We start from the raw sequence: 23,768 nt of genomic DNA, 5'->3' as shown, positions 1-23,768 counted from the left end.
GAGCGATCTGCTCGGCCGGAGCGGATTCTGTTTGCTGCTGCTGATTGCGCCGCTTCTTGCGGGGTTGCTCGGACTCGGCTGGAGCGATCTGCTCGGCCGGAGCGGATTCTGTTTGCTGCTGCTGATTGCGCCGCTTCTTGCGGGGTTGCTCGGACTCGGCTGGAGCCGCCTGCTCGGCCGGACCGGATTCCGTTTGCTGCTGCTGGTCGCGCTTCTTCTTTCTGGGCTGCTCTGCCTGCTGGCTTTGCGCGCAGGCCTCCGCCGACTCGCCCTCGGCGCAACTCGATTGCACTGGGATGAGCGGCGCTGCGGTACGTTGCACGGGGCTGAATGCGGCATTGCCTTGCAGCGGGAACGCGCCTAGCGGCGCGGACGCCATCAACAGGCCAAGCGCCGTGCCTGCCAGAATCCGTGGTTGGCGTTTCATCATAAACACTCCTTGTGGCGTCCCATCCCTGCCCAAACTTTCAGCAACCATGTTTGGTTCCTGTTTGTAGGTTCTAGCTGTGGCACAGGGCGATTGACCGGCGTTTTGAAGGCGACTTCATGTCATTCGTATGGTCCTGGCGTATGTTCCGGCGTATGGTCACGGCGTATCGTTCGGACGAGGGTGCACGGTTGCCGTGCTTGACCTTGAAGCGTCCGAGGGCCACATGCCGACGATGGAAAAGCCGTTCTGGAAGACCAAGACGCTCGAGGCGATGACCCCGACCGAGTGGGAATCACTCTGCGACGGCTGCGGCAAATGCTGCCTGTCCAAACTCGAAGACGAGGACACCGGAGAGATCTACTGGACCAGCGTCGGCTGCCGGCTGTTCGACGCTGGAAGCTGCCGCTGCTCCGACTATGCCAATCGGCTGGCGCGTGTTCCGGATTGCGTCGGGCTGACGCCGCAGAATGTGCGCACCATCAGCTGGCTGCCCAAGACCTGCGCTTACCGGCTGGTGGCCGAGGGCCGCGATCTCTATTGGTGGCACAGGCTGGTGTCGGGAAGCGACGAGACCGTGCACGAGGCCGGCATCTCGATGCGCGGCCGGGTCAGCGCCAGCGAGACCGACCTTGCCGAGCCGGACGACTATTTAGACCATATGCTCGCGGACGAGCCTTAGGATTTCCTGCGGTAACGAAGACCGGGAACCATGGCAAAAAGCGTACGTTCCCCATCTGCCTGCATAGAACGGTTCCAGAAACGGAGAGACCAACGGCTGGCCCATTCTTGCCGCATGAACGGGGGATGAATGGCCGGTTCGCAAAAAATTCAGACAGGCGGGTGCATTCTCCTCCCATGGGTTCGACGAAAACGGGTGGAAACCCTCAACAAGGAGAGAAGACAATGTTCAATACCATCAAGACGGTTGCTCTTTCGGCTCTTGTCGGCCTTGGCACGCTTGCTGCCATCCCCGCTCATGCAGACAGCATCTATCTGGGCTTCGGCAACAACCAGGATCCGCGCGTCGGCGTCTATACCGGCGACGAAGATGATGGTTACTATCGCGAACACCGCCGTCATGGCGGCTGGCGCCGGTCCTGTTCGCCGGAGCGTGCCATTGACAAGGCCGAACGCATGGGCCTGCACCGCGCCCGCATCATCGACATCAACCGCCGCACGGTCAAGGTCGCCGGCCGCCAGTATGGCGACCGCGTCGTGATCGTATTCGCCAACGAGCGCGGCTGTCCGATCATCTATCGCTAAGGTCTTCGGGCCTGCGGCCGGCTGACTTGCAGCCGGTAGAGTAGCGGAGCCCTTTCCGCCAGGACGGAAGGGCGCGGCTCAAAAAACCCCGGAGGATCGATCCTCCGGGGTTTTTCATGCTGCAAGCGATGATCATTTCAATTCGAAAGTCAACGTCACCTGTGCGGTATAGGAATTTTCGCCGGCTTGCACCGGGACCGACGCACCGGCGGCATCGAATGCCTTGGCGTTGATCGGCATCGGCGGTGGTGCGAAATTCTGGTCGGTGATTTCCAGGACCCGGCCGATGCCGACGCCGGCCGCTTCGGCCAGCGTCTTGGCCTTGGCCATGGCATTGGCGACGGCCTTCTTGCGCGCCTCGGTGACGGCTGCCGCCGGATCGTCGTTGGAGAAGGAGATGCCGCCGCCCTGGTTGACGCCGAGCGACACCGCCTTGTCGAGAATGTCGCCGGTCTTGTCGATGTCGCGGATGCGCACCGACAGCGTGTTGGTCACCTGGTAGGCGACAAGCTCGGCCTCCTGGCTGCCGTCGGGCTTATTGGTGTAGTTATAGCGCGGATTGATCTGGATGCCCGCGGTCTGCAGGTCGCGCTCCTTGATGCCGGACGATTTCATTGCAGCGATCACCGCGGCCATGGCGTCGTTATTGGCGTCGAGCGCTGCACGTGCCGTCTTGGCTTCGCGCATGACGCTGAGCGTCAGCAGAGCCAGATCGGGTGCTATCGCCGCCTCGCCTTCACCGGTGACGACGATACGCGGCGGCGGTGGCGAATCGGCGGCGGCCGCGATCGCCGGAAATGCGATTGCTGCGGCAATCGCCAGGGGCAAAATACGTCTGGTCATGAAATCTCCTCGATCTGGGATCCCAAGACAGCCGAGTGTTGGCCGGCGTCCAATGGGCGACGTGCAATAGGTTATCAATATGGGCTGATTTGGGCGATCTCTGCCAGCCCCCTTGGAACGCCTGCTCGGAAAGCCCTCGGAAAGCCTTGTGCGGTTCAGGGAAAAACACTAATCCAGCGCCGTGGGGCCTGTAGCTCAATGGTTAGAGCCGGCGGCTCATAACCGCTTGGTTGGGGGTTCGAGTCCCTCCGGGCCCACCATTGGCTTTTGTGGCCGTTGATTTAATTGGATTTTTTGGCCATTTTTGTCCCACCTCTTTCAACCCCCTCAGAAAGTGGGACAATTTTGTTCTCTTTTCGATCGATAACCAGCAGGTATTTCGCCGCTCTCGCTACCTTCCGGCGACGCGCTTTCTTGATGTAGTGGTCGGGCTGCTGGTACGTAGTCCACCCATATATCGCCTTCAGCTGCTCGTGCGTCGCGCCGTTCTCAGCGGCGATCGTCGCGCCGGCCTTGCGAATTCCATGAGCACTGCAGTGCGGCAGCTCAGCTTGATCACACCACTGGCGCATCTTGTTGCCCAGACCGTTCTCCGAGAACGGGCGACCATACTCATTGACCAGGAAGGTCATCTGGTCGGAGGGCGTGTGCTCAAGTTCCGCCTCTAGTTCGGGCAGAAGCGGGAGCTCCACCAACACCGCATCCTTGTTACGACTGGTCTTCCCAGGCTTAATTCTGATCCACTTCTCCCACTGCTCGGTCTCCTCGTTGTAGACGAGCGTGATGTGCTGTCGACCGAAGATCGCGACGTCGGACAACCGCAGGCCAGTAAACATGAAGATCGAGAGCGCACGTCTGGCTGCGGTACCCAGCGGATGCCGCCTCTCATATTGAACGATCTCCGACACGTCCCATGGGTGCCAGCCGTCGCCGCTCTTTAGCCGTCTGATGCCGCGGGCGGGATTGGAGTCGACGCCCGGAATCTCTGTGTCCTTTGCCCACTCAAACATCGCGCTGATGGCTTTTACGATATTGTTTGCCGCGCCAAGGGCGTCGAGCCTGGTGTCCCTGATCTCCTTAACATGAGACCGTTTCATACCGGCGAATGGCAGAGATCCCTTGGTGGGATACTGAGGATCCGGGTCACCTTCGAGGGGATGAGGTAATTCGCATACGCGCTCCAGAATTGCTCGTCGGCGCGCCATAGTGTCTTGGGTGATTTCCGTGCCGCCCCGACGGTAATACTCCTGGCAAAGCCACAGCAACGTGCCTTTCTTCGCTGGCTCGGAAGGCTTGGGGAGGCGCCGGCAAATCTCGGGAAGAGTGCCGGGCCGAACATAAGTGACCTCGGCGCGCGCGCACCGCAATTCCTCGAGGAACTCGTCGCTGCCGGTCGGTTCACGGAGCCGGACCTTCTTCCGACCCGGTGCGCGAAAATAGTACCGATCATTGCCGTGGCGATCAGTGTCCTTCACTACGCCCTTAAGATCGATTTTCACGGGCTCATCCGTCATGTTCGTGGTTTTCGATCCCAAGGATTGTCTAGTGGCGGCGAATCTTCGTCAAGCTTTGGTGCTCCTCCGATTTGGCGGTGAGGGAGCTTTCGAAAGGCCAATACAAGTTCCTCGACGTCCCAAACAATGCGCCCCTTGCTCGGCATTCGTGGCTGGGGCATCCGGCCGTCCTGGACCATTTCATCAAAGGTCGTTGAGCTTACGCCGATGAACGTCGCAGCCTGCTCGCGATTGATTCCTACCGGCGGGAGCGAGGGCGGCAAGACGCTCGGGGTGCGTAGCATCGGTTTAGCGCGTTGAAAGCGCGTTTTTGACGCCTGCCTGTCTTCCTATGTACCTGTCCGAATATTGCAGACGCTCAATCATGTCCTGGCCCTGTGCTTGCAGGCTCACCCTAGGTCTCCAGACCTCAGGATCGCTCAAGACACCGGACTCTTTTCCAGCCTTTGTGTACGATGATGGGTATCTTAATGCGCTCGAGGCCAAGAACTGAATGGTCGGCGACTTGGAAGGGCAAAATGACCGTGGAACCACGAATCTGAGTCAGAGGCGGAATCCAACTGAGTATGGCTGTGTTTTCAGACGGTTATGACTCTCATGCATGCGTAACAACCAACAAGAATACCAACAAAATGTTTCTGTGGTTACTTTCATTCCTCATGGAATGCGCGACTGATTTGGTCCGACAGCGGCTTCACAAAATAAGAAAGCGCCGTACGCTCGCCCGTCTGGATCATCGCTTCGGCCGGCATGCCGGGCACGAGCGTCAGGTCCTTGAGCTTCGTCAGTTCCGCATGCGGAACCGACAGACGCACCAGGTAATACGAAACGCCGTTTTTTTCGTCCGTCGCCAGATCGGCTGCGATCCGGCTGACATATCCGTTCAATACCGGCGTGGTCCTCAGATTGAAGGCTGACATCCGCAGCACGGCCTTGTGACCAAGCTGGATTTGGTCGATGTCCTTCGGGGTGATTCGTGCTTCAAGCGCAAGATCGTCGCCTTCCGGCACGATTAGCATAATCGGATCGGCGGGCGTGATCACTCCTCCGACCGTATGAACTGCGAGTTGTTGAATGGCGCCTGACTGCGGCGCGACAATATCGATCCGTCGCAGTTCCTGTTCAGCCGCCACCTTGCGCTCAACATACTCCCCAACCTGCGCCTGAACCTCTCTGAGCTCCTGGCCGACTTCCGTCTTGAAATCCGGATCGATCTGCAGGATCTGCAGGCGCGTTTCGGCTATGCGGGCTGCCGTCTGTGCCTGATGTGCAATCTTCTCACCGCGTTCGCCGCCGAAAGTGGCAACCTGCGTCTTCAGACTGTTCAAGCGTTGGTCCGAGACAATGCCTTGGTCGCGCAGCCCACTCAGGGCAGCAATTTCCTTTTGGAGGATCTCGGTGCTTTTCTCACAAGCGATTGCCTGCGCCTTGAGCCCCTCGATCTCGTGCTCATATTGAGTGATGCGTTCCGCTAGCTGCGCCTGCCTTCCGTCGCGGGATTGTCTGCGGAATTCGAACAGCCGCGTCTCGCCATGTACTGCCGAAGCTACGTCCGGAACATCTCTGCGGGCGAGCAGCCAGTCCGGGAAGGCGATCTCCGCCAGATCGTCACGCTCAGCTTCGAGTCGTGCCAGGTTGGCGGCCAGCTCATCGAGCCGCTTGGTGACTACAGCGAGAGTGGCGCGCGTCTGGGTGGCGTCGAGCCGCATGAGGATGTCGCCGGCTTTTACTTTATCACCTTCGCTCACCAGGATTTCTCCCACCACCCCGCCGGTCGGGTGCTGCACCTTCTTCACATAGGAATCGACGACAAAGTGTCCGGACGCGACAACCGCGCCGGAGAGATTCGTGAAGGCCGCCCAGGCTCCGGCTCCTCCCACAAAGATCACGCTCGCCAGCAGGCCCGCCACCAGGTGCCGGCGAATGGACCTGGAAACGTCATTGTTCTGATGAATGCCGGACACCGGGATCCTCCATGTCAGCGCGCTCGTTATCCTGTGTAGACTCGATGGCCTTGACCCCAGCGCCTGATGCCATCGCTGCCCCCTTAAGGACTTTGGAAAGCGCCTCATCACGCGCACCGAATGCTCGCTGCCGTCCACCTTCCATCACCAACACCAAATCCACGGCGCGGATGGCGCTCGGCCGATGGGCAACGACAACCGCAATGCCCTTGCGCTCGCGCACGGAGGCGATCGCCTTGACAACCGCAGCCTCGCCTTCCGCATCGAGATTGGCATTGGGTTCATCCAGCACAACAAGGAAAGGGTCTCGATAAAGAGCACGGGCAAGACCGATACGCTGGCGCTGCCCGGCGGAAAGTGCCGATCCGGCCTCACCAATCGGAGTTTCGTAGCCGTGCTCAAATCGGAGGATCAGTTCGTGCGTGCCCGCTGCTTTCGCCGCGGTGACAATAGCCTCAGGGTCAGGATTATCTTCAAAACGAGCGATGTTTTCGGCAATGGTGCCGTCGAATAGTTCAACACCTTGCGGCAAATAGCCGATATGACGGCCTAGCGCTTCCCGGTCCCATTGATCGAGGCTTGCGCTGTCGATGCGAACCTTTCCGGCGACCGGCGCCCATGCGCCGACGATGGCGCGCGAGAGTGTCGACTTGCCCGAACCCGATGCACCGATGATCCCGAGTGCGCTTCCCGCCTGAACGGCAAACGCAAGGCCGGTCACGGTCGGCTTCCTTTCGCCGGGCGGAACGATTGTCACGCCTTCGAGGCGGAGTTCGCGTTCAGGTGCAGGCATTGGCATAACAGGAGCGGTTTCAGGAACCTTTCCCAAGAGGTCCTCCAGCCGCGCCCAACCCTCGCGCGCCATGAGGAAGGGTTTCCAGCTTGAAATGGCCAGATCGACCGGAGCCAGCGCACGCCCCATCATGATCGAACTGGCAATCATGACCCCGGCCGTAGCCTCCTGCCTGATGACAAGGTACGCGCCGACGGCAAGAATGGCCGATTGCAGCAGCACGCGCAGCGACTTTGAAATGCCACCCAGCCCACCTGCCACGTCCCCGACTTTCCGGTTGGCGGCCAGATACTTGGCATTGGCCTTGTGCCATCGGGCAGCGATCCGCTTTGCGAGACCGAGAGCTTGCACGACCTCGGCATTGCGGCGCGCTGCTTCCAGTAGACCATTGCGTACCATGTTGTGGTCAATCGTATCGCGTATCGGCCCTTGCGAGAGAGTGTTGGTAAGGAGTGTCAGAGATGTGAGACCGATCGCCCCGATAAGTGCCGTCATGCCGATCCAGAAATGAAGGAGGAAGCAAATGCCAAGATAAAGCAGCATCCATGGCAGATCGAAGAACGCTGTCGGGCCGTTTCCACCTAAGAATCCGCGAACATTGTCGAGATCGCGTAGCGGCTGCAAGCCGTCGCCCGGCATGCGCGTTAAAAGCGGAAGGCGAACGATCGCATCGTGAACGCGTCCGGAAAACTGTTCATCGAAACGCTCGCCAATCCGCAGCAGCACGCGGGCGCGCAAAACGTCGAGCAGGCATTGGAACGCATAAAGCCCTGCAGCAAGCACGACGAGCCCCACTAGCGTCGATACGCTGCCACTTGCCAGAACGCGGTCGTAGACCTGAAGCATGAACAGCGGCGAGATCAGCGCAAGCACGTTGACCACGCCGCTGATCAACAGAATTCCCCAAATAGCGGAAGTCAGAGGGAAAGGTCTCAAAGCTGAATCCTTCAAGGAATGGTTACTCACGTAGGTCTCCGTGAGGATCTGGCGACCCAGCTCCCTATATTGCTCCCCGAGCGGCAACCGACTGCATCCGCTCGCTGATTCAGGATCAGTGCTCCCGCCGAATGTGTTTGGTTTGGCATCTAATGGAGCGGGTCAACAACAACACCGTCCGGCTGAAGGTTTGGAAGGGCAACGTCATCTGGCCGACCGCAAGGGCCCGAACAGGCTTCCGCCTCCACGCCTTCAGGGAGATTTCGGTGTACGACCAGCGCGACGTGCAGGGCTTCGTCAAGCTGTACACGCTGCGACTGCTCCCGGGCGCCCCGGCCCATCGCACGTAGCGGAAACGGAAAGCGCCCGCCCCCGGGGGGCGGGGCGCTGTTCCGTATGGGTTTTCTGGATCAAACGAAGGTGAAGTCCGACGCGGTCAGGCCTAGGTCGGCCACGGTGACCACACCGCCCAGGTGGACGAATTCATGCGCGCTGTTGTCGGCGGTGACATAGGCCAGAGTTGCGACTCTGTCGGTGTAGCTGCTTTGGTAGACAATGATGTCGCCGGCGTGCTCGCCGGAGATCGCACTCGCGGCTTCAGAAGCAGAGTTGAAAGATTCGCCAGTGATTACCACGACGTGTTCGCCGTTCGCACCCGAGGCCGCACCACTGTAGAAGCTGCTCACCGGGTAGCCGGACTGTATGCTGGCGTTGTTGACGAAGTTCGCGCCAAAACCGTCATTGTAGAGGCCCACCGCATCGAAGGCGAACTTGTCCTCCGCCGGGTTGAAATCGGTGATAGTGGTAATGTCCGACTTCGACCCGACAACCCCAGGCACCGGATTGTGGAACTGGAACACGAAGGTGTCATTGTCGGTGCCCCCGGTCAACGTGTCCTGGCCGTCACCAACGTAGAGGACATCCTGGCCGGGACCGCCGCTGAGCCTGTCATTGTCCTCACCGGAGACGCGCGGGTTGAAGCGGCCGTTGTCGCCGGAGAGATCGTCCCAGCCATCTCCGCCGAAGATGCGGTCGTTACCCTTGCCGCCGATGAGTCGGTCACTGTCCGGGCCACCCGAGATCTCGTCGTTGCCGCCACGACCGTCAATCCAGTCACCGCCCTGGAAACCCTCCATCCAATCGTCAAGCTCGGTGCCGATGAGTGTTTCGGCACCCGGGCCACCCTCGATAATCTTTGCCATCGAAAATACTCCTAATGATGCACCCTGCCTGACGCGTTCATATTGCTCATCGGATAATTAGAGAAATCGATTGCTTGGATAGACACACATTTACGAAATGGATGCATTCACGTTCACTTCGCCCTTCTGCTGAGCAGTTGCGGGCTCGCTGGCGGCGGGGACGCTGGTCGCCCAAGCAATCGATGAAGATTCGACACTCAAACCGGGACCAGGACGAACTTCGTAACGGGGCCGTCCTGGTTGGGCCCCAAACTTCTCTCTGTTTGCTCGACGCCGGCATACCCGCACCGTGAGCGCTGGACGAGGACAAGTTCCGCTGGCGGAGAACGGCGTGATCGGCTTGCCGCGCCGAACTGATGGCGCTCGTCGAAGGCATGGACTGGACACGCGTTCGAGCCGAACGGCGACGGCGTCCGGCCGGAAGGCGGTGGCGAAGTGACTCAGGCGCAAAAGGCGGGCTTCAGGCCGTGCACAATAAGCTTCTGTCGGCGTCATGACGAGAAGCGCTTCGGCCCGTCCCCACGAAATCGATACGCTCAAGGCGATGTTCGTCGCCATGGCGGCGGAGAAGGCCGAACTGCAACAACTCCGGAGCGAAACACTCAAGGCCGAGATCGTCCGGATGGCGACACTCAACGAGCCTGCCCAGGAGCGGATCGCCGACCTTCATGGGATCGTCAAGCAGCTGGAGCGCGCCGCTTCGGTCGCAGCTCCGAGAAGCTCGAACGTGACCAGCAGGCCTTCGCCTTCGACGAAATCCAGACCGGGCTCGGCGCGATTGAGTCCGAGCTCGAGGCCGCAAGACCGACAGGCGAGCCGCGACGTGCTGCGCGACCGCGCAAGGCGTTCCCGGCGCATCTGGAGCGGGTCGAGATCGTCATCCAGCCCGAGCCATGGGGGAAGAAGCGCTCCCGCAGCCAATGGTCCAGTCCGTCAAACGCGGTCGGCCGCACAGGCTTGCGAAACGGAACAGTCCCGCCCTCGCTTAGATACCGAGGCACCGTGTTGCGCGCGCACCCGAATTCTTTCGCCCGTCGGTTCATTCCCCAGCCAAGCTCATGCAGCCGCAGCATCGCTGCCACCTCTTCATGCTGAAGGATCTGCTCTCCCTGCATCGTTCTCGACAATGCAGGAATCGCCCAATCCCAATCGCCATCCATTCCTCCTCTCATAACCGAGGGGGTCAGTTTCTCAATTCGACCGACAACTGAGACGTCCGGTGCTCTTAGGCGGGGTAATCATACGAGATGCCTCCTGCAACATCATTTCCCGCATCCATAGGCTTGCCGGATCATTATTGTGAAGCGCAGGCCATTGGACGGCCTCCGTGAATGCGGCAGGAAGTGGCGGCGGAAGTTCGACAATCCGCAGGGGTGTTAATTTTGCGAAATGCTGCGCCAACCGTAAGGGCATTGTCCCGATGCGGTTGGTGCCTGATATAAGGGGCGGGATCATGCTAAAGCCCTGTACGACGACCTCGATACGTCTCTCGAAACCGTTCTCGAGCAAATACCATTCCTCGATGGAGGGCTGCCGGGTGTCCCCGAATTTAAGCACAACCTGCCCCATCGACAAGTATCGCTCGAATGTAAGTGGCTCTGACAGCTGCTTGTTCGTGCCGCAGCCTACGCATACGAGCATATCTTCGAACAGGGCTGCGCGAGGATGTTTCGACATGAACACTTCCGGCATAATCAGAAAATCAACGTCGCCGCGCCGGAGAAGCTCCTCGGGGTCGTCGGAAATAAGCAGACATTCGAAGCGGACGGCGGGAGCTTCCCGCGCAGCACGCTTTACGATCTTCTTAAAAAATACGAGTGTGAGGTAATCGGAAAGGATGATGCGGAAGCGACGATCCGATCGGGCCGGGTTAAAGGCGTCCCAGGAAATAATCGACAGCTGGATGTGCAGCAATGCCTCCCGGACTGCTGTGGCGAGCCCCTCCGCGCGCGGTGTCAAAATGAGTTCGCGGCCGTTCATCGTAAATAGCTCATCGCTGAAATAGGCGCGTAACCGACCGACGGCGGCGCTCATGGCCGGCTGACTCAGGTTAATACTGCGGGCCGCGGCGGTGACTTTACGCTCCCTGATCAAAGCGTCCAGCACAACGAGGAGATTTAGATCGAGTCCCTTAAAACGCATGTATTGACCTATCCGACGCGTGGATGGGTATCGCCAAAACGATCAATTTTACGAATGGTGAGTAGCGTCAACGCATCAGCCGACGACGAAATAGAGCAACCGATAGGAAGAACGGCAAAACCGTGTATATGCAAAGCGCGCCGATATGCAGGCCCATGCTGCCGGCCGGACGGCCAAGCATCGCCGGACGAATGAGGTCAATTGCATGTGCGAGCGGCAACAAGGAGGCGACGTCCTGAAAAGCGCCGGGCAATTGGTTGACCGGAAACATCGCGCCGCAAAGGAACAGCATGGGTGTTATAACAAGCGTATTATAAAATATGAAATATTCATAACTGGGCGCAAGCGCCGTGACGACCATCGCTAGACTCGCGAAGGCGAGGCCACTGAGAGCGATGACTGGCAGCAAGCAGAGGATGGATGGCCACGATGTGTAGCCGAGCGTGGTGGCAACAATAGTGATTGCTGTGCCCGCCATCAGGGCCTTGGTGGCTGCCCACGCCAATTCGCCGAGTAAGATATCGCCGAGCGTCAGCTGAGTGCATAGCATTCCTTCCCAGGTGCGCTGGTTGTCCATGCGGCCGAAACTCCCGTAAACCGTTTCAGCAGTCGCCGATGCCATCGCGCTTGTGGCAACCATGCCAGCCGCGAGAAACGCAATGTACGAAGTGCCCTCAACAGGACCTATCATAGTTCCGATGCCAAAGCCGAGACCGAACAGATAGATCATCGGATCGGCGAGGTTGCCGAGAACCGATGCAAGCCCGATTTTCTTCCATCCAAGATAGTTGCGGCGCCAAACCGCGACCCAATTCCATGCATTGGCGGGCATGGCCGCCGCATAACGTTCGCCCATTGTTCAGTCCTCCATCTCGCGCCCGGTTAGCCGCAAGAACACATCCTCGAGATTGGGGGGACGCTGCAGAAGGCGCAGACCCGCGCGCCCGCGTAGCTGCACCAGCACCTGCTCCGGATCGGGTGCATAGCAAAAAAGCGTCTCACCGCTCACCTCGATGCGCTGTGCGTACGGCCGGATCAGCGCACCCAGTTCATGCGGATTGCCGCCGTAGACCTCGACCACGTCACAGCCGATCTGCTCGTCAATGAGTGCGGACGGGCGGCCTTCGGCGATCTTGCGCCCCTCCTCCATAACGCACAGCCGATCGCACAGCCGCTCGGCCTCTTCCATGAAATGGGTAGTCAAAAGAATAGTCTTGCCCCGCGCCAGCAGCGATCGCAGCCGTTCCCAGATCAGGTGGCGGGCCTGCGGATCGAGGCCGGTGGTCGGCTCGTCCATCACCAGCAAGTGCGGGTCATTGATCAGCGCACGCGCGAGCGTCAGGCGCCGCTTCATGCCGCCGGACAGTTCGGCGACGCGCGCATCCGCTTTGTTCTCGAGGCGGGCGAACTCAAGCAGCGACGGTATGACCGCTTCGATCTGGCGTCTGCTCATCCGGAAGTAGCGCCCGAACACCAACAGGTTCTCGCGTACAGTGAACGCGTTATCAAGATTGTCGAACTGCGGGACCACGCCGATGCGCATACGTGCCAAACGCGCGCGCGCCGGCACTGGAGCGCCGAGCACAGTAATCTTCCCCGCATCAGGCGATGTCATGCCGAGGACCATACGCGCAATCGTGCTTTTGCCCGCGCCGTTCGGTCCCAAGAGCCCGAAGCATTCCCCCGCCGTAACGCGGAACGACAGTCTGTCGACAACGAGCTTGTCATAAGTTTTGCTTACGTCAGTAAGATCGATCGTTACCGTGGACATGGGTTCATTTTACCGAGAGCGTCGCCACGACTGGCGGTTGCTGTTGCCTGCCGGACCTGAAACTGTGACTCGTCTTCGCCATCCCAGCCGTCGATAACGAACTGATCGACATCACAAGGATTTAGCCCCTGTTCCGCCAAAGCGGCGACAATTGCGTCGAGATTATCGATGGTTTGATAACGCGGATTGTTGTGCCGCTTTTCCTGCTCAACGCAGAAGACGAGCCGTCCATCCTCGACAAGGGCGATCGCCCCATCATGGGTCAGCTTGGTACCACAGATGCGCATAGTGTCTCCACGTTAACGGCGATAGATTCGATTCATCAGGAAGTGGAAAGCGGGTTCCGGAAACGGACGAGCAAGCAGTCTTCGTTGACCGACTCGCCCCGACACTCAAGACGCTCTACCTCGATCAACGTTTCGTTCAGCATGGCGATGACCGGCTCAGCACCAGCGGCGTGACCCCAGCGACGGCAATTAGCATCCCTTGCCGATCCGAAGATCAGATGCCCGCCTGGCGCAAGCACCCGCACCAGGTTTTTGACGGCCGCGCGCATCTCGGCTATGTCTTCGAGGTAGTATAGGACCTCCGCCACAACGATCAGGTCAAACAACTCGTCGGTCGAAAACTGTTGAACATCGGAGACTATCCAGTTGATGCGCGACGGCTCCTTTATCCGTTGACGTGCTCGAGCAATCGCTTGCGCCACGACATCGATCACGGTGAGCCCTTGGCAGTTGGGAGCTAGTTTTTCCGTGAATGCGCCGGCAGCGCACCCGACTTCGAGGGCATTTGTAATGGAGCCTTGGGCAAGCGCCAGCTGGAGCATTTGCGTGTGGCGCTCCCGCTCGAACGGATTGCCGTCGAGGCGCCACGGATCGTCTGCGGCCAATTCCCGATCGAGCAACTGATGATTCATGTTCTGGGTCAAACTCGTCCACCTCTCGTCCACCTAGGTAATTAGCGATCACTCGTCGCCGCAGATGTTGCTCGACAGCGCTAATCCCGAAGAATCCGCGCAAGGTTGAGCCTGCGAAGCGGAGCCGCATGCGGTGAGAATTCTGCCCTGCCTGATCCAGTGATCGGAGTTTGGGTGGGGACCTGTTTTCCCCCAGTGTTCGATGTAGCGACAGCAGAGCTTCGCGACAGCCAATCGCTATTGCTCAATGTACACAGCGCGTAGGCCTTCAAGGGAAGTAAGAGAAAGATGTTGATGAACGTGTGCAGGGAAAAGCCCAGAAATCGAAACTGTCGAGCACGAAATGCTACCACGCTGCATCGGAGCATGGTCATGGACACAATCATCAGTCCTGTCCACCAAGGCACAGTGCCTGTCAGTGCGAAATGTGCGAGGCCCGTTAGTACCGATAGGGCGAGGAGTAGCGGCCCGAGATTCTGTCCGACCACGTCCAACGTGAGATAGCTATTGAGGCCGGGCAGCAAGCGCAGCCCAAGCAGCGTGTCCCGGAATGTGCTTCGTGCCCAACGGAGTTGTTGGCGCAGATACGGTCCGAGTCTGTTCGGAACGACTGTGGCCGCGATGGCGCCCGGAACGTACTCGGTTCGAAAGCCTGCTTTCAGCATGAGGATAGTGAGATGGCGATCCTCCCCGAAGTCGCTTGGCTTGCCCCGAAAAAATTGCGACTCGTACTGGTCCAGTAACAAAAGGAGCGCAGACCGGCGGTACATGGCACATGGGCCGCAACAGCACATAACGGCACCGAAGCGAGCCTGTGCCGCGCGCTCCTCGTTGCAAGCCAGCCAGTACTCCATGTCTATCAGCCTTGTCAGCCAGCTCTCGCTCCGGTTACTGGCAATCAACTGACCCATGACTGCGCCGACCGCTGGATCTCGCATCTTCGGTACAAGCTTGGTGATGACGTCGGGCGCGAGTATCGTGTCTGAATCAACGTTAAGCACCAAATCCCCGGATGAGCGGCGTATCGCGGCGATCTGCGCCTTGCGCTTTCCAACATTCTCGGGAAGCAAAATGATGTCGAACCTAGGGTCGCGCGCGTAGGTTTCGTGGACAGTTCCTACGGCTTCGCGATTTCCAGAACCGTCATCAACCACATAGACCCGAAGTCTTCCGGCGTATTCTTGGTCTGCAATGGACGCCAGGCACTCTGAAAGCGTGCGCGGATCCTCGTTGAAGCAGGGGACGATGACATCCACGCTGGGCAGTTGATCGGAGCCGACGAGATCCTCCAACGCCGATGAGTCGTTTGTCGGCAGAGCATAAATCCCCTGCATGCTCTTATAAGCAGTCGAGAGCAGTGCATAAAGCGAAATGGCCACAGTGCTGGTTGTACCAAGAAGAGTCATGGGATCTCGTTTGTTCAGTGATGTTGAGGAAGTGAGCGGATTACAAATCCGCGCTCATGAAGTGCTGGAATCAGCCGGGACAGCGCCGTGACCGTCTGGTCGCGCAGACCGGCGTGAGCGCCCTGGCTCAACTCGCCGGGAGGGCATCCGTCGTGCAAGAGTACGATTGCGCCCGGCCGGACAGAGGCGAGCACGGTATCGATAATCGCGTCGACCCCAGGGCGAGACCAATCTCGAGGGTCGACGGACCAATGGAGGGCCGTCAGCCCGGCGATCTGTGACGCTGTGAAGACTTCTTCGCTCCAGGCCCCGTAGGGCGCGCGAATATAGCGCACCGAGGCCTGAGGGCACGCCCTCATGATGGCGCCGTTCGCTTCAAAGATCTCACGTTGCACTTCGCCGAAGCCGCATTTGTACAGATCCGGATGAGTCATCGTGTGGTTGCCTAGCTCGTGCCCTTCTGCAAACATTCGTTGGATTAGATCCGGGTGCTCTAAGGCGTAGGCGCCGATGACGAAGAAAGTCGCCGGCACCCGCTGCTCTGCCAACACATCCAGAATCTCCGGTGTGAAAAGTGGATTGGGACCGTCGTCAAACGTCAGATAAACGCTGCGACGGCCGGTGCCGTCAGAGCACTCACGGCGCACTTCGTACAAGCAATCGGGACGGCTCATAGCTCTGGTCCGTTCCGATCGATCATCGTGCCCGTGGGCCATTCGCTGATCGGCCGTCCAACTGGCAGAACAATGGTGAGTGCGTCATCGATGCGTGTGGGCGGCAGGTCGAGGCGCGCCTCTGGTCGGGTGGAGCGCACGCGAATTCCCGACAAAACGGCCAAAGGGCTGTATCGCCGCGCGAACCTCTCAACATGATTCCGCAGCGCGTCCCGGACGGTTCCGAAAGCGAATGGAACGCCAAGCTCCTGCAGTATTGGAAGCATGACATGGATTGAATGGGCGATTCCGAGACCCTCAAGATCCGGACGTACCCCGTACAGGCCCAGCTCAGCCACCAACAGATCGACCGCGTCAACCTTGATGAAACGGCGCAGTATGCCCATGTGAGCCGCTACACCGCTCGAATCATAGGCGATTGCGCGGAGTTCAGGCCTGGCTCCGGCCCAGCTTCGACTACCTTCGAACGGTTCTGCGTTGGACGCCCCAGTCGGCCCGTAGGTATTACGAAAGAACTGGGCGAGCTCGACGTGGTCCGAGAGCTGCAACTCGTTTTCCCAGCACAATTTCCACTGCACCTGAGGGCGCATTCAGGACCTCTCTTCAAAATAGTTTCTTGCGGGCCGCATTACCCGGCCAAAGCGGCGGCGTTGTTGGCTGCACTCAACCGTTGTCGTTAGCGACGGTGAGCCAGCCGGTGGGGGCTCGCCAATGAGCTCTCTCGATGTTCCCGCCCGTGTGGCGGCGCCGTCGATTTGAGCTTGACGTCGGTCATTTACGTTCCTCTAATGCATGGTTCGTAAATTCGTAAAATTGATTGTTTAGATGATGCCCATCCACACGCTGGATAGATCAGGATATGCGGTTTAAGGGGCTGGATCTGAATCTCCTCGTTGTGCTGGACGCTCTGATCAGGGAGCGTAAAGTCACTGCCGCGGCCAACAGTATTAACCTGAGCCAGCCGGCCATGAGCGCCGCCGTCGCTCGGTTACGCGCCTACTTCAGCAATGAGCTATTTACGATGAACGGCCGCGAGCTCATTTTGACACCGCGCGCGGAGGGGCTTGCCCCAGCAGTCCGGGACGCATTGCTGCACATCCAGCTGTCGATTATTTCCTCCGACGCCTTTAACCCAGCCCAATCGGATCGTCTCTTCCGAATCATGCTTTCCGATTACCTCACACTCGTGCTTTTTAAGAGGATCGTAGAGCGTACTGCGCGGGAAGCTCCCGCCGTCCGCTTCGAATGTCTGCCTATTTGCGACGACCCCGAGGAGCTTCTCCGGCGCGGCGACGTTGATTTTCTGATTATGCCGGAAGTGTTCATGTCGAAACATCCTCGCGCAGCCCTGTTCGAAGATATGCTCGTATGCGTAGGCTGCGGCACGAACAAGCAGCTGTCAGAGCCACTTACATTCGAGCGATACTTGTCGATGGGGCATGTCGTGCTCAAATTCAGGCACACCCGGCAGCCCACCATGGAGGAGTGGTATTTGCTCGAGCACGGTTTCGAGAGACGTATCGAGGTCGTCGTACAGGGCTTTAGCCTGATCGCGCCCGTCATATCAGGCACCAACCGCATCGGGACCATGCCCTTACGGCTGGCGCAGCATTTCGCAAAAACAACACCCCTGCGGATTGTCGGACTTCCGCCGCCACTTCCTCATCCCGCATTCACGGAGGCCGTACAATGGCCTGCGCTTCACAATACTGATCCGGCAAGCCTGTGGATGCGGGAAATGATGTTGCAGGAGGCATCTCGCCTGGCGCCTTTGCTTGAAAGCTATTGAGCGTCTCGGGCTTCCTGGAGGCGGTCGCGATCGCGTAGGAGCGGTTGCCATTCGGGCGTCAGGCCTTTGGCTCGGCAGAGCGGCGCAGTTCCTTGCTGAGTACGAGGGCCAGGAACGAGCAGAACACATGCCCGGGTTGGTGCTGAGTTGACTGCCGCCTCCGATTTCGCGTGCGAAGTCCCAGAAGATGTCTAGCCCCACTCAAATGCCAACTTTGCCGGCCTTGCCGCGGCTTTTCACGCGCGGCCAGGCGAGGAGATGCCGGTCGACGAGGTCAATCCCAATGGACTGTGCCGGCCTCGCTCGGCTACTGGCGTGAGGCATCCTTGACGACACCGCCCTGCACCGACAACGTCGAGTGTTGGCAATGAAGCCGGTCGCGATTGACGCTGCGGATGTAGGGAATTTACCTCGCGCTTCCGCCTGAACGCGCGGCCGATCCGTTCACTCAATCGGCGCTTTCATCCTGGGCCGCGGCTGAGGCCTGTGGGGTGCGGCTACCCCGCGTGCGATGGGATAATCAATCAACTTTCTCTCATTCATGAAAGGAAACTCCCCGCTTATGATAGAGGCCATCAGTTTCATATATTTTCCGGCAGATGGATGTCGAACGGCAGAAATGTCTGTCCTGGTGTTTCAGCAGTGCCGGTCTCGATAGCCCGCGTCATCAGCGTTATCAGCTCCTGGGAAAGCCGGCGCATTGGCGTGGCGACCGCCATCGTGATGATGTTATCAGCGAGTGCCGCCCGAGATTCCGGCGTGATTTCATTCACGATCGCGACGAGATCGCGACTTTTACCCTCTTCCCGGACCGCGGAGATGGCGCCCTCCATGCCGCCCCCGGCGACATAGAAGCCGACGAGCTCGGGTTCCCGCTGCATGAGATCAAGCGTTGCCTCGTAGGTGACCTGCCGTTTCTCCAGGTTCACAAGCGGATCGAGCACCTCGAACGTCGGCGCGTTCTCACGGCAATAGGAGCGAAAGCCGACGTCACGGAGCTCGTGCCCCTGGAAACGATGGCTACCGACAAACACCGCCACCTTGCCGGGCCGTTTTGCGACCTTGGACACCATCCAAGCGGCCGTGCGCCCCACCTTGCGGTTGTTGAGGCCGATATAGCCCTGTCGCACGCCGGCGGCGAAGTCGGAAAGCAGCGAGAAAACCGGAATGCCTTTGGCCTTGAGGTCCTCAACCGCTGCTGTAATTTTTGGGTGGTCCGGTGCCACCATCGCGATCGCATGGCAGCGTGCGCCCAAATCCTTGAGCGGTGCGATTAGGTCGCTCGGCATATGTGACGGGGCGAATTGGATGAGCGGAATGCCGTGGAAGGACTGGGCCAAATTGACCGACGCTTCGACTTCGCGCGCAAAGTCTTGGTAGAAATGCTGGGCCGGTTTTCTCAAGATGAAGCCCAGACGGTAGCACGGTAGGTCTCGCCGCAAGCGCTGCTTGATGAGCCCGGCAGCATGATAGCCGATCGCGTGGGCGGCGTCGTGGACCCGCCGCGCGGTCTCCTCGCGCACCGGATGGCGGGCGTTCAGAACCCGATCGACCGTTGCTACGCTGACTCGGGCTTCGCGGGCGAGATCGGCAATTGTGGGGCGCTTGGTCATGGGTCCTATTCTGATTGGTTTTTGACGCAGGCTGGCTCTCTGTCACCTAGCGCGATTCGACAATGGTTTCGGGTGGGCAAAGTGAAGACGCCCGCACACTGAATGATCGACAGCGTATTGGACTACTCCAGACGTAGACCGGCCGGGTATAACGGAAGGTTCATTCGCTTAGGGCGGCGATGATTTGCACTCACACATTTAGCGCTTCTGATACATGGTCCGTGAGGCGCCGTTTAGAGCCTGCGAGTCGATCGTTCAGGTCATGTGACCAGCTTGGCGAAACCGGTCGCGGTGCGTCGCCCTTACTCGGCGGAGGATACCCGGTTTGATGCCTCGGCAAGCTGATGACCGCAGAAGGCGGCTTTCATCTGCGCTTGGTCCAATTCTCCTTCCCAGCGGGCGACGACGAGGGATGCCACTGCGTTACCAACGCAATTCGTCAACGCCCGGCATTCGGACATGAAGCGGTCGATGCCGAGTATCAGGGCCATCCCAGCAACGGGAACACTCGGAACTACGGCGAGCGTAGCAGCCAGGGTGATGAAGCCCGCACCTGTCACACCTGCAGCGCCCTTGGAGGAAAGCATCGCAACGAGCAGCAGCAGCACCTGATCGCCGATTGACAGATCGGTGTTCGTCGCCTGCGCGATGAAGAGGGCCGCCAGGGTCATGTAGATATTCGTGCCGTCCAGATTGAACGAATATCCGGCCGGGATGACGAGACCCACAACCGAACGCCTGGCGCCCGCCTTCTCCATCTTCTGCATGAGCGAGGGGAGCGCGGCCTCCGAGGAGGACGTTGCGAGGACAAGCAGCAGCTCTTCCTTGATGTAGCGAATGAGAGAACAGATCGAAAAGCCGTTGTAGCGGCAGACCGCGCCGAGAACCCCGAACACGAAGAGGAAGGCGGTGAAATAGAACGTCGCGACCAGCATCGCGAGGTTGACGACCGAACCGATGCCATATCTGCCGATGGTGAAGGCCATTGCGCCGAAAGCGCCGATCGGCGCGGCTTTCATCAGAATGCCGACGAGCTTGAAGACAGGCGCGATGAGCGCCTGAAGGAAGGAAACGACAGGCTTGCCCGTCTCTCCGGCCATCGCGAGCGCCATGCCGAACAGAACCGAGAAGAACAGCACCTGCAGGATGTCGCCTTCGGCGAAGGCGCCGACTATCGTTGGCGGGATGATGTTCATCAGGAAGCCGGTGACCGACTGCTCGTGGGCCTTTGCGGCATAGGTATTCACGGCCTGGACATCGAGCGAGGCCGGATCGATGTTGAGGCCGGCGCCAGGCTGGACGACATTGGCGACGACCAGGCCGACGATCAGCGCGAGCGTCGAGAAGGTGAGGAAATAGACCATTGCCTTGCCGGCGACCCGGCCGACCTTGTGAAGATCGTTCATGCCGGCAATGCCGGTCGCAATTGTCAGGAAGATGACAGGCGCGATGATCATCTTGACCAGCTTGATGAAGGCATCACCCAGCGGCTTCAGGCTCTCGCCGGTTCCCGGATAGAAATAGCCAATTGCGACGCCGAGGGCGATGGCGGCAAGCACCTGCGCGTAAAGCTTGGCATAGAAGGGTTTGCGGGGCGCGGGACTCGCGCCGCGGACTTGTGCAGCTGACACTGTTTCTCTCTCCCTGACCGGATCGAGGTGGCGTGACTTCTCCCGGGCTTCTCCCTATCGCGGCGCTCCGGTCGAACGCTGCACCAACGCCGCCGCAATACCCATGCCAAATGGATCCGCATGACCTGAACTGACGTTGGGCTCGCCAATGATGGGATGAATGCGGTGGCACAAGACGGGAATGATAAGGCCGCCGTCCAGCACGCGCTTGATGTTCTCCGGCAGATTGCCGGTCGATCTCTCTGGCTTGCGGTTTTGCTGCACATCGTGGTGGGCTCCTCGGTTTGCCGACTTTGGGAAGGGCCGCATCGCTGGCACCAGAGCGGAGAATTGCCGTGTTCTTTGCCGCGCTGCCGCTGCAGCGACAGCTTGAAAGCGACGTCGAGACGTAGGGATTGACGCCGCTGGTGCTGACCGCGACGATGCGGTTCAGAAGTTCCGAGCACCGCCGAGAAAGCCGCGCTCGACCGCCACCTTCGCGCCTTCACACGCGACGCCGCCGCCTTATCTGCGTCATCAATATCGAGGAAATGGCGGTTGCCGCGACCGACCAGTGTCGTCGGCAGTGATTATCGCTCCCGCCCCTGGTTCGCAGGCGCTGGTGACTGGCACGGCCCGGCAACTCGGCGCGGTCAGCCGCTCGGGCACCGCATCGCCGGCGCCGTATTTCTGTCGTTCAACATCGCCGACAAAATTAGAACTGATGAATTCTATCATAGGCCGCGAGGTTTCCTTTCACGAATGAAAGAAAGCTCGATTGACTATCCCGCCTCGCTCCAGTCTTTTGAAAATCAACGTGTTTTGCCCCCGTGCAAGCCGAGAACGTGGCCAAGCTTCGTGGAGGGAGAGCCAAGCGATGCGTCAGGGGTCGACCCGCTTTGCACTCGACCACACGGCGGTGGCACGAGTTCACGTCAGAGCATTTTCGCGCTTGCCCGCGACGTCGCGGGCGCACATGCCGCCGGCATGCATTTCATGGCGCGAGATCGAGGATCATATGCACCACAACATTCCCAAATCAGAACAAAATGCCAGCGAGTGCCGCATTTCGCTTCCGGATGCGAAAAGGGCTTACCCAAAGTCCGAGATGAACACCGCGGTCCCTTTTGTGCCATCGCACGAGCACGCGCTTACCGGCATCTTCGAAATATCGAAAGTACTCACCGACCCCGCCCGGCTCGAAGTCACGTTGGCCAAGGTCGTCGATCTCCTGCCCTCGTTTGTGCAGATGCGGCACGGCATCATCGCTCTCTTCGACGCTGACGGCGTACTGGACATCACCGTAGTCACCGGCTGCGACGAGAACAGCGATGAGCGCTCCCGGATGCGCCTGCCGCGCAAGGCAATCGATCTGATTGTGACGACGGACACGCCGCTCGTCGCCGAGAACATAGCGGTGCATTCGGCCTTCACTGCCGCTGACATAGAGGTGCTTGGGGCCTCCGACACCGTGTCCTTCATCGGCGTTCCCATTCGTGTTGATGGGAACGCCGTAGGCACGCTGACTATCGACCGCGCCTTGGACAGCAGGTCAACGTATCGGCTCGATTATGATGTCCGGCTGCTCACGATGATCGCCAACATGGTGGGACAGACAGTCAAGTTGCACCGCTTCTCCGCGGGCGACCGCGAACGACCGACAGAGGTGGAAGATCGGCTGCAAACGCAATTCTCTGATGTCAAGCACCCTGCACCGCAGCGCAAGAAGGTTCACGTCAAGGGGATGATTGGCGATAGTCCGGCGCTAAGCGCGCTGCTCGAGAAGATCGCAGTGGTAGCTAAGGCAAAGACCACGGTTCTGTTGCGAGGCGAATCCGGTACCGGGAAGGAGCTGGTCGCCAAGGCAATTCACGAGTTGTCGCCGCGCGCCAAGCGGCCCTTCATCAAACTCAATTGTGCAGCGCTGCCAGAGACAGTCCTGGAATCCGAATTGTTCGGTCATGAGAAGGGTGCCTTCACAAGCGCGTTCAATTCCCGCAAGGGTCGCTTTGAGCTCGCCGACAAGGGGACGTTGTTTCTGGATGAGATCGGCGAGATCTCGGCCTCCTTCCAGGCAAAGCTACTGCGCGTGCTGCAGGAGCAGGAGTTTGAGCGCGTCGGCAGCAACCAGACCATCAAGGTCGACGTTCGCGTGATTGCCGCCACGAACAGGAACCTTGAAGAGGCGGTTGCAAGGAATGAGTTCCGCGCCGACCTATATTATCGCATCAACGTGGTTCCCTTGCTGGTGCCGGCATTACGCCAAAGGCGCAGCGATATTCCGCTCCTCGCAGCTGAGTTTCTCAAGAATTTCAACGATGAGAACGGCCGTACGCTGACCTTCGATCCGCGTGCGATTGAAGTACTGATGAAATGTGAATTTCCCGGCAACATTCGCGAGCTTGAAAATTGCGTGCACCGGACAGCGATCCTGGCGGAGGGACGATCAATCGGGAGAAACGACTTTGCGTGCTCCCACGACCAATGCTTTGCCGAGGCGCTGCGGAAGAGCAGATCGGGCAAGGCCGCGCTGCAACCAGCGCCAATCGTGCCAGAGGCAGTGAATCCGGCCACGCCGCCGGATGCGGCCGCTCGTTCGGCCGCCACCACAGTCCCGCCTGCCGGAGCACCCCACTCATTGGGCGCGAGGACCACCGACGCCGAGCGCGTCATTGCTGCCATGGAAAGATGTGGCTGGGTGCAGGCAAAGGCGGCGCGCCTGCTTGGACTGACCCCGCGCCAGATTGGCTACGTGCTGAGGAAATACGGCATCGAGGTCAAGCGTCTGTGAAAGCATGACTCAGGCGATTAGCTAAGACCGCTTAGCGGCTGCCCGCGCAGGGATGCAGATCCGCGTCCGCGTCAAGCCGATCCGACCGAGGACAGCCTGGCCGAATTC

The 23,768-nt window shown here is 59.5% G+C and carries 20 protein-coding genes, 1 tRNA gene and 4 pseudogenes; 7 read left to right on the top strand and 18 right to left on the bottom strand.

Annotation, left to right across the window (positions count from 1 at the left end):
- Nucleotides 1-427: pseudogene (locus NKJ28_RS25885) on the bottom strand (OmpA family protein); the annotation flags it as partial.
- Between the two features lie 235 nt (nt 428-662).
- Between NKJ28_RS25885 and NKJ28_RS25880 the strand changes: the two are divergent.
- Nucleotides 663-1,109 carry a YcgN family cysteine cluster protein gene (locus tag NKJ28_RS25880; RefSeq protein ID WP_352637461.1) on the top strand — a complete coding sequence of 149 codons (447 nt, stop codon included), beginning with the start codon at nt 663-665 and terminating at the stop codon, nt 1,107-1,109.
- A gap of 224 nt (nt 1,110-1,333) precedes the next feature.
- Nucleotides 1,334-1,693: a hypothetical protein gene (locus NKJ28_RS25875; RefSeq protein ID WP_352637442.1), complete on the top strand. Its 360-nt coding sequence runs from the start codon at nt 1,334-1,336 to the stop codon at nt 1,691-1,693.
- A 132-nt stretch (nt 1,694-1,825) separates the two neighbouring features.
- On the opposite strand, the gene NKJ28_RS25870 is transcribed toward NKJ28_RS25875, so the two are convergent.
- Complete coding sequence (locus NKJ28_RS25870; protein WP_352637440.1) at nt 1,826-2,536, bottom strand: SIMPL domain-containing protein; 711 nt, start codon at nt 2,534-2,536, stop codon at nt 1,826-1,828.
- A gap of 184 nt (nt 2,537-2,720) precedes the next feature.
- Here NKJ28_RS25870 and NKJ28_RS25865 point away from each other — a divergent pair.
- Nucleotides 2,721-2,796, top strand: a tRNA-Ile gene (locus tag NKJ28_RS25865).
- 21 nt (nt 2,797-2,817) lie between these two features.
- Here NKJ28_RS25865 and NKJ28_RS25860 read toward each other — a convergent pair.
- From NKJ28_RS25860 to NKJ28_RS25850, 3 genes are all read right to left on the bottom strand, one after another.
- Nucleotides 2,818-4,035: a tyrosine-type recombinase/integrase gene (locus NKJ28_RS25860; protein WP_352637438.1), complete on the bottom strand. Its 1,218-nt coding sequence runs from the start codon at nt 4,033-4,035 to the stop codon at nt 2,818-2,820.
- 665 nt (nt 4,036-4,700) lie between these two features.
- Nucleotides 4,701-6,014 (bottom strand): HlyD family type I secretion periplasmic adaptor subunit, encoded by a 1,314-nt coding sequence (locus NKJ28_RS25855; RefSeq protein ID WP_352548197.1) that lies wholly within the window; start codon nt 6,012-6,014, stop codon nt 4,701-4,703.
- Nucleotides 5,989-7,758, bottom strand: a complete 1,770-nt coding sequence (locus NKJ28_RS25850) for a type I secretion system permease/ATPase (RefSeq protein ID WP_352637459.1) — start codon at nt 7,756-7,758, stop codon at nt 5,989-5,991. The genes NKJ28_RS25855 and NKJ28_RS25850 overlap by 26 nt, the downstream gene beginning before the upstream one ends.
- Before the next feature lie 137 nt (nt 7,759-7,895).
- Here NKJ28_RS25850 and NKJ28_RS25845 point away from each other — a divergent pair, with 137 nt between their 5' ends.
- Nucleotides 7,896-8,093, top strand: a complete 198-nt coding sequence (locus NKJ28_RS25845) for a hypothetical protein (RefSeq protein WP_352637436.1) — start codon at nt 7,896-7,898, stop codon at nt 8,091-8,093.
- Between the two features lie 60 nt (nt 8,094-8,153).
- Here NKJ28_RS25845 and NKJ28_RS25840 read toward each other — a convergent pair whose 3' ends face one another.
- Nucleotides 8,154-8,945 carry a calcium-binding protein gene (locus NKJ28_RS25840; RefSeq protein ID WP_352637434.1) on the bottom strand — a complete coding sequence of 264 codons (792 nt, stop codon included), beginning with the start codon at nt 8,943-8,945 and terminating at the stop codon, nt 8,154-8,156.
- Between the two features lie 435 nt (nt 8,946-9,380).
- Between NKJ28_RS25840 and NKJ28_RS25835 the strand changes: the two are divergent.
- Nucleotides 9,381-9,761, top strand: a pseudogene (locus tag NKJ28_RS25835) (transposase domain-containing protein); the annotation flags it as partial.
- Between the two features lie 77 nt (nt 9,762-9,838).
- On the opposite strand, the pseudogene NKJ28_RS25830 reads toward NKJ28_RS25835, so the two are convergent.
- From NKJ28_RS25830 to NKJ28_RS25790, 9 genes and pseudogenes are all read right to left on the bottom strand, one after another.
- Nucleotides 9,839-10,105 (bottom strand): annotated as a pseudogene (locus tag NKJ28_RS25830) (hypothetical protein); the annotation flags it as partial.
- A gap of 31 nt (nt 10,106-10,136) precedes the next feature.
- Nucleotides 10,137-11,087 carry a LysR family transcriptional regulator gene (locus NKJ28_RS25825; RefSeq protein ID WP_352637432.1) on the bottom strand — a complete coding sequence of 317 codons (951 nt, stop codon included), beginning with the start codon at nt 11,085-11,087 and terminating at the stop codon, nt 10,137-10,139.
- Between the two features lie 67 nt (nt 11,088-11,154).
- Nucleotides 11,155-11,943, bottom strand: coding sequence for an ABC transporter permease (locus tag NKJ28_RS25820; protein WP_352450738.1), 789 nt, complete (start codon nt 11,941-11,943; stop codon nt 11,155-11,157).
- A gap of 3 nt (nt 11,944-11,946) precedes the next feature.
- A complete protein-coding gene (nodI, locus tag NKJ28_RS25815; RefSeq protein WP_352609809.1) occupies nt 11,947-12,858 on the bottom strand; it encodes a nodulation factor ABC transporter ATP-binding protein NodI in 912 nt (303 codons plus the stop codon).
- Between the two features lie 38 nt (nt 12,859-12,896).
- Nucleotides 12,897-13,145 (bottom strand): annotated as a pseudogene (locus NKJ28_RS25810) (carbamoyltransferase N-terminal domain-containing protein); the annotation flags it as partial.
- A gap of 35 nt (nt 13,146-13,180) precedes the next feature.
- Entirely contained in the window at nt 13,181-13,777 is a 597-nt protein-coding gene (gene nodS, locus NKJ28_RS25805) for a nodulation methyltransferase NodS (RefSeq protein WP_352637458.1), read from the bottom strand.
- An 80-nt stretch (nt 13,778-13,857) separates the two neighbouring features.
- Nucleotides 13,858-15,183 (bottom strand): chitooligosaccharide synthase NodC, encoded by a 1,326-nt coding sequence (nodC, locus tag NKJ28_RS25800; protein ID WP_352637431.1) that lies wholly within the window; start codon nt 15,181-15,183, stop codon nt 13,858-13,860.
- 14 nt (nt 15,184-15,197) lie between these two features.
- The gene (gene nodB / locus NKJ28_RS25795) at nt 15,198-15,857 is read right to left on the bottom strand and encodes a chitooligosaccharide deacetylase NodB (RefSeq protein ID WP_352457035.1); all 660 of its coding nucleotides are present in this window, start codon (nt 15,855-15,857) and stop codon (nt 15,198-15,200) included.
- Nucleotides 15,854-16,447 (bottom strand): NodA family N-acyltransferase, encoded by a 594-nt coding sequence (locus tag NKJ28_RS25790; RefSeq protein ID WP_352457034.1) that lies wholly within the window; start codon nt 16,445-16,447, stop codon nt 15,854-15,856. The genes nodB and NKJ28_RS25790 overlap by 4 nt, the downstream gene beginning before the upstream one ends.
- Before the next feature lie 269 nt (nt 16,448-16,716).
- Here NKJ28_RS25790 and NKJ28_RS25785 point away from each other — a divergent pair, with 269 nt between their 5' ends.
- Entirely contained in the window at nt 16,717-17,646 is a 930-nt protein-coding gene (locus NKJ28_RS25785) for a LysR family transcriptional regulator (protein ID WP_352506788.1), read from the top strand.
- A 581-nt stretch (nt 17,647-18,227) separates the two neighbouring features.
- On the opposite strand, the gene NKJ28_RS25780 is transcribed toward NKJ28_RS25785, so the two are convergent.
- From NKJ28_RS25780 to NKJ28_RS25770, 3 genes are all read right to left on the bottom strand, one after another.
- On the bottom strand, nt 18,228-19,259 hold the full coding sequence (locus NKJ28_RS25780) for a LacI family DNA-binding transcriptional regulator (protein WP_023678260.1): 1,032 nt from the start codon (nt 19,257-19,259) through the stop codon (nt 18,228-18,230).
- A gap of 302 nt (nt 19,260-19,561) precedes the next feature.
- Nucleotides 19,562-20,890 (bottom strand): dicarboxylate/amino acid:cation symporter, encoded by a 1,329-nt coding sequence (locus tag NKJ28_RS25775; RefSeq protein WP_352637429.1) that lies wholly within the window; start codon nt 20,888-20,890, stop codon nt 19,562-19,564.
- 54 nt (nt 20,891-20,944) lie between these two features.
- Nucleotides 20,945-21,154: a hypothetical protein gene (locus NKJ28_RS25770; RefSeq protein ID WP_352637427.1), complete on the bottom strand. Its 210-nt coding sequence runs from the start codon at nt 21,152-21,154 to the stop codon at nt 20,945-20,947.
- Between the two features lie 733 nt (nt 21,155-21,887).
- Here NKJ28_RS25770 and nifA point away from each other — a divergent pair.
- Entirely contained in the window at nt 21,888-23,660 is a 1,773-nt protein-coding gene (gene nifA, locus NKJ28_RS25765) for a nif-specific transcriptional activator NifA (RefSeq protein ID WP_502902219.1), read from the top strand.
- The last annotated feature ends 108 nt before the right edge of the window (nt 23,661-23,768 follow it).

Source organism: Mesorhizobium sp. M0145, assembly GCF_040322355.1.
Lineage (GTDB): Bacteria > Pseudomonadota > Alphaproteobacteria > Rhizobiales > Rhizobiaceae > Mesorhizobium.
This window is presented reverse-complemented; position numbering and strand designations above follow the sequence as displayed.

What these genes read in the sequence shown, in the direction of transcription:
- nodS (WP_352637458.1), bottom strand. Translation starts at nt 13,777, where the DNA reads ATGAATCATCAGTTGCTCGATCGGGAATTGGCCGCAGACGATCCGTGG.
- nodB (WP_352457035.1), bottom strand. Translation starts at nt 15,857, where the DNA reads ATGAGCCGTCCCGATTGCTTGTACGAAGTGCGCCGTGAGTGCTCTGAC.
- NKJ28_RS25790 (WP_352457034.1), bottom strand. Translation starts at nt 16,447, where the DNA reads ATGCGCCCTCAGGTGCAGTGGAAATTGTGCTGGGAAAACGAGTTGCAG.
- nifA (WP_502902219.1), top strand. Translation starts at nt 21,888, where the DNA reads ATGCACCACAACATTCCCAAATCAGAACAAAATGCCAGCGAGTGCCGC.
- NKJ28_RS25840 (WP_352637434.1), bottom strand. Translation starts at nt 8,945, where the DNA reads ATGGCAAAGATTATCGAGGGTGGCCCGGGTGCCGAAACACTCATCGGC.
- NKJ28_RS25875 (WP_352637442.1), top strand. Translation starts at nt 1,334, where the DNA reads ATGTTCAATACCATCAAGACGGTTGCTCTTTCGGCTCTTGTCGGCCTT.
- nodC (WP_352637431.1), bottom strand. Translation starts at nt 15,183, where the DNA reads ATGACTCTTCTTGGTACAACCAGCACTGTGGCCATTTCGCTTTATGCA.
- NKJ28_RS25845 (WP_352637436.1), top strand. Translation starts at nt 7,896, where the DNA reads ATGGAGCGGGTCAACAACAACACCGTCCGGCTGAAGGTTTGGAAGGGC.
- NKJ28_RS25825 (WP_352637432.1), bottom strand. Translation starts at nt 11,087, where the DNA reads ATGCGTTTTAAGGGACTCGATCTAAATCTCCTCGTTGTGCTGGACGCT.
- NKJ28_RS25880 (WP_352637461.1), top strand. Translation starts at nt 663, where the DNA reads ATGGAAAAGCCGTTCTGGAAGACCAAGACGCTCGAGGCGATGACCCCG.
- nodI (WP_352609809.1), bottom strand. Translation starts at nt 12,858, where the DNA reads ATGTCCACGGTAACGATCGATCTTACTGACGTAAGCAAAACTTATGAC.
- NKJ28_RS25820 (WP_352450738.1), bottom strand. Translation starts at nt 11,943, where the DNA reads ATGGGCGAACGTTATGCGGCGGCCATGCCCGCCAATGCATGGAATTGG.
- NKJ28_RS25780 (WP_023678260.1), bottom strand. Translation starts at nt 19,259, where the DNA reads ATGACCAAGCGCCCCACAATTGCCGATCTCGCCCGCGAAGCCCGAGTC.
- NKJ28_RS25870 (WP_352637440.1), bottom strand. Translation starts at nt 2,536, where the DNA reads ATGACCAGACGTATTTTGCCCCTGGCGATTGCCGCAGCAATCGCATTT.
- NKJ28_RS25785 (WP_352506788.1), top strand. Translation starts at nt 16,717, where the DNA reads ATGCGGTTTAAGGGGCTGGATCTGAATCTCCTCGTTGTGCTGGACGCT.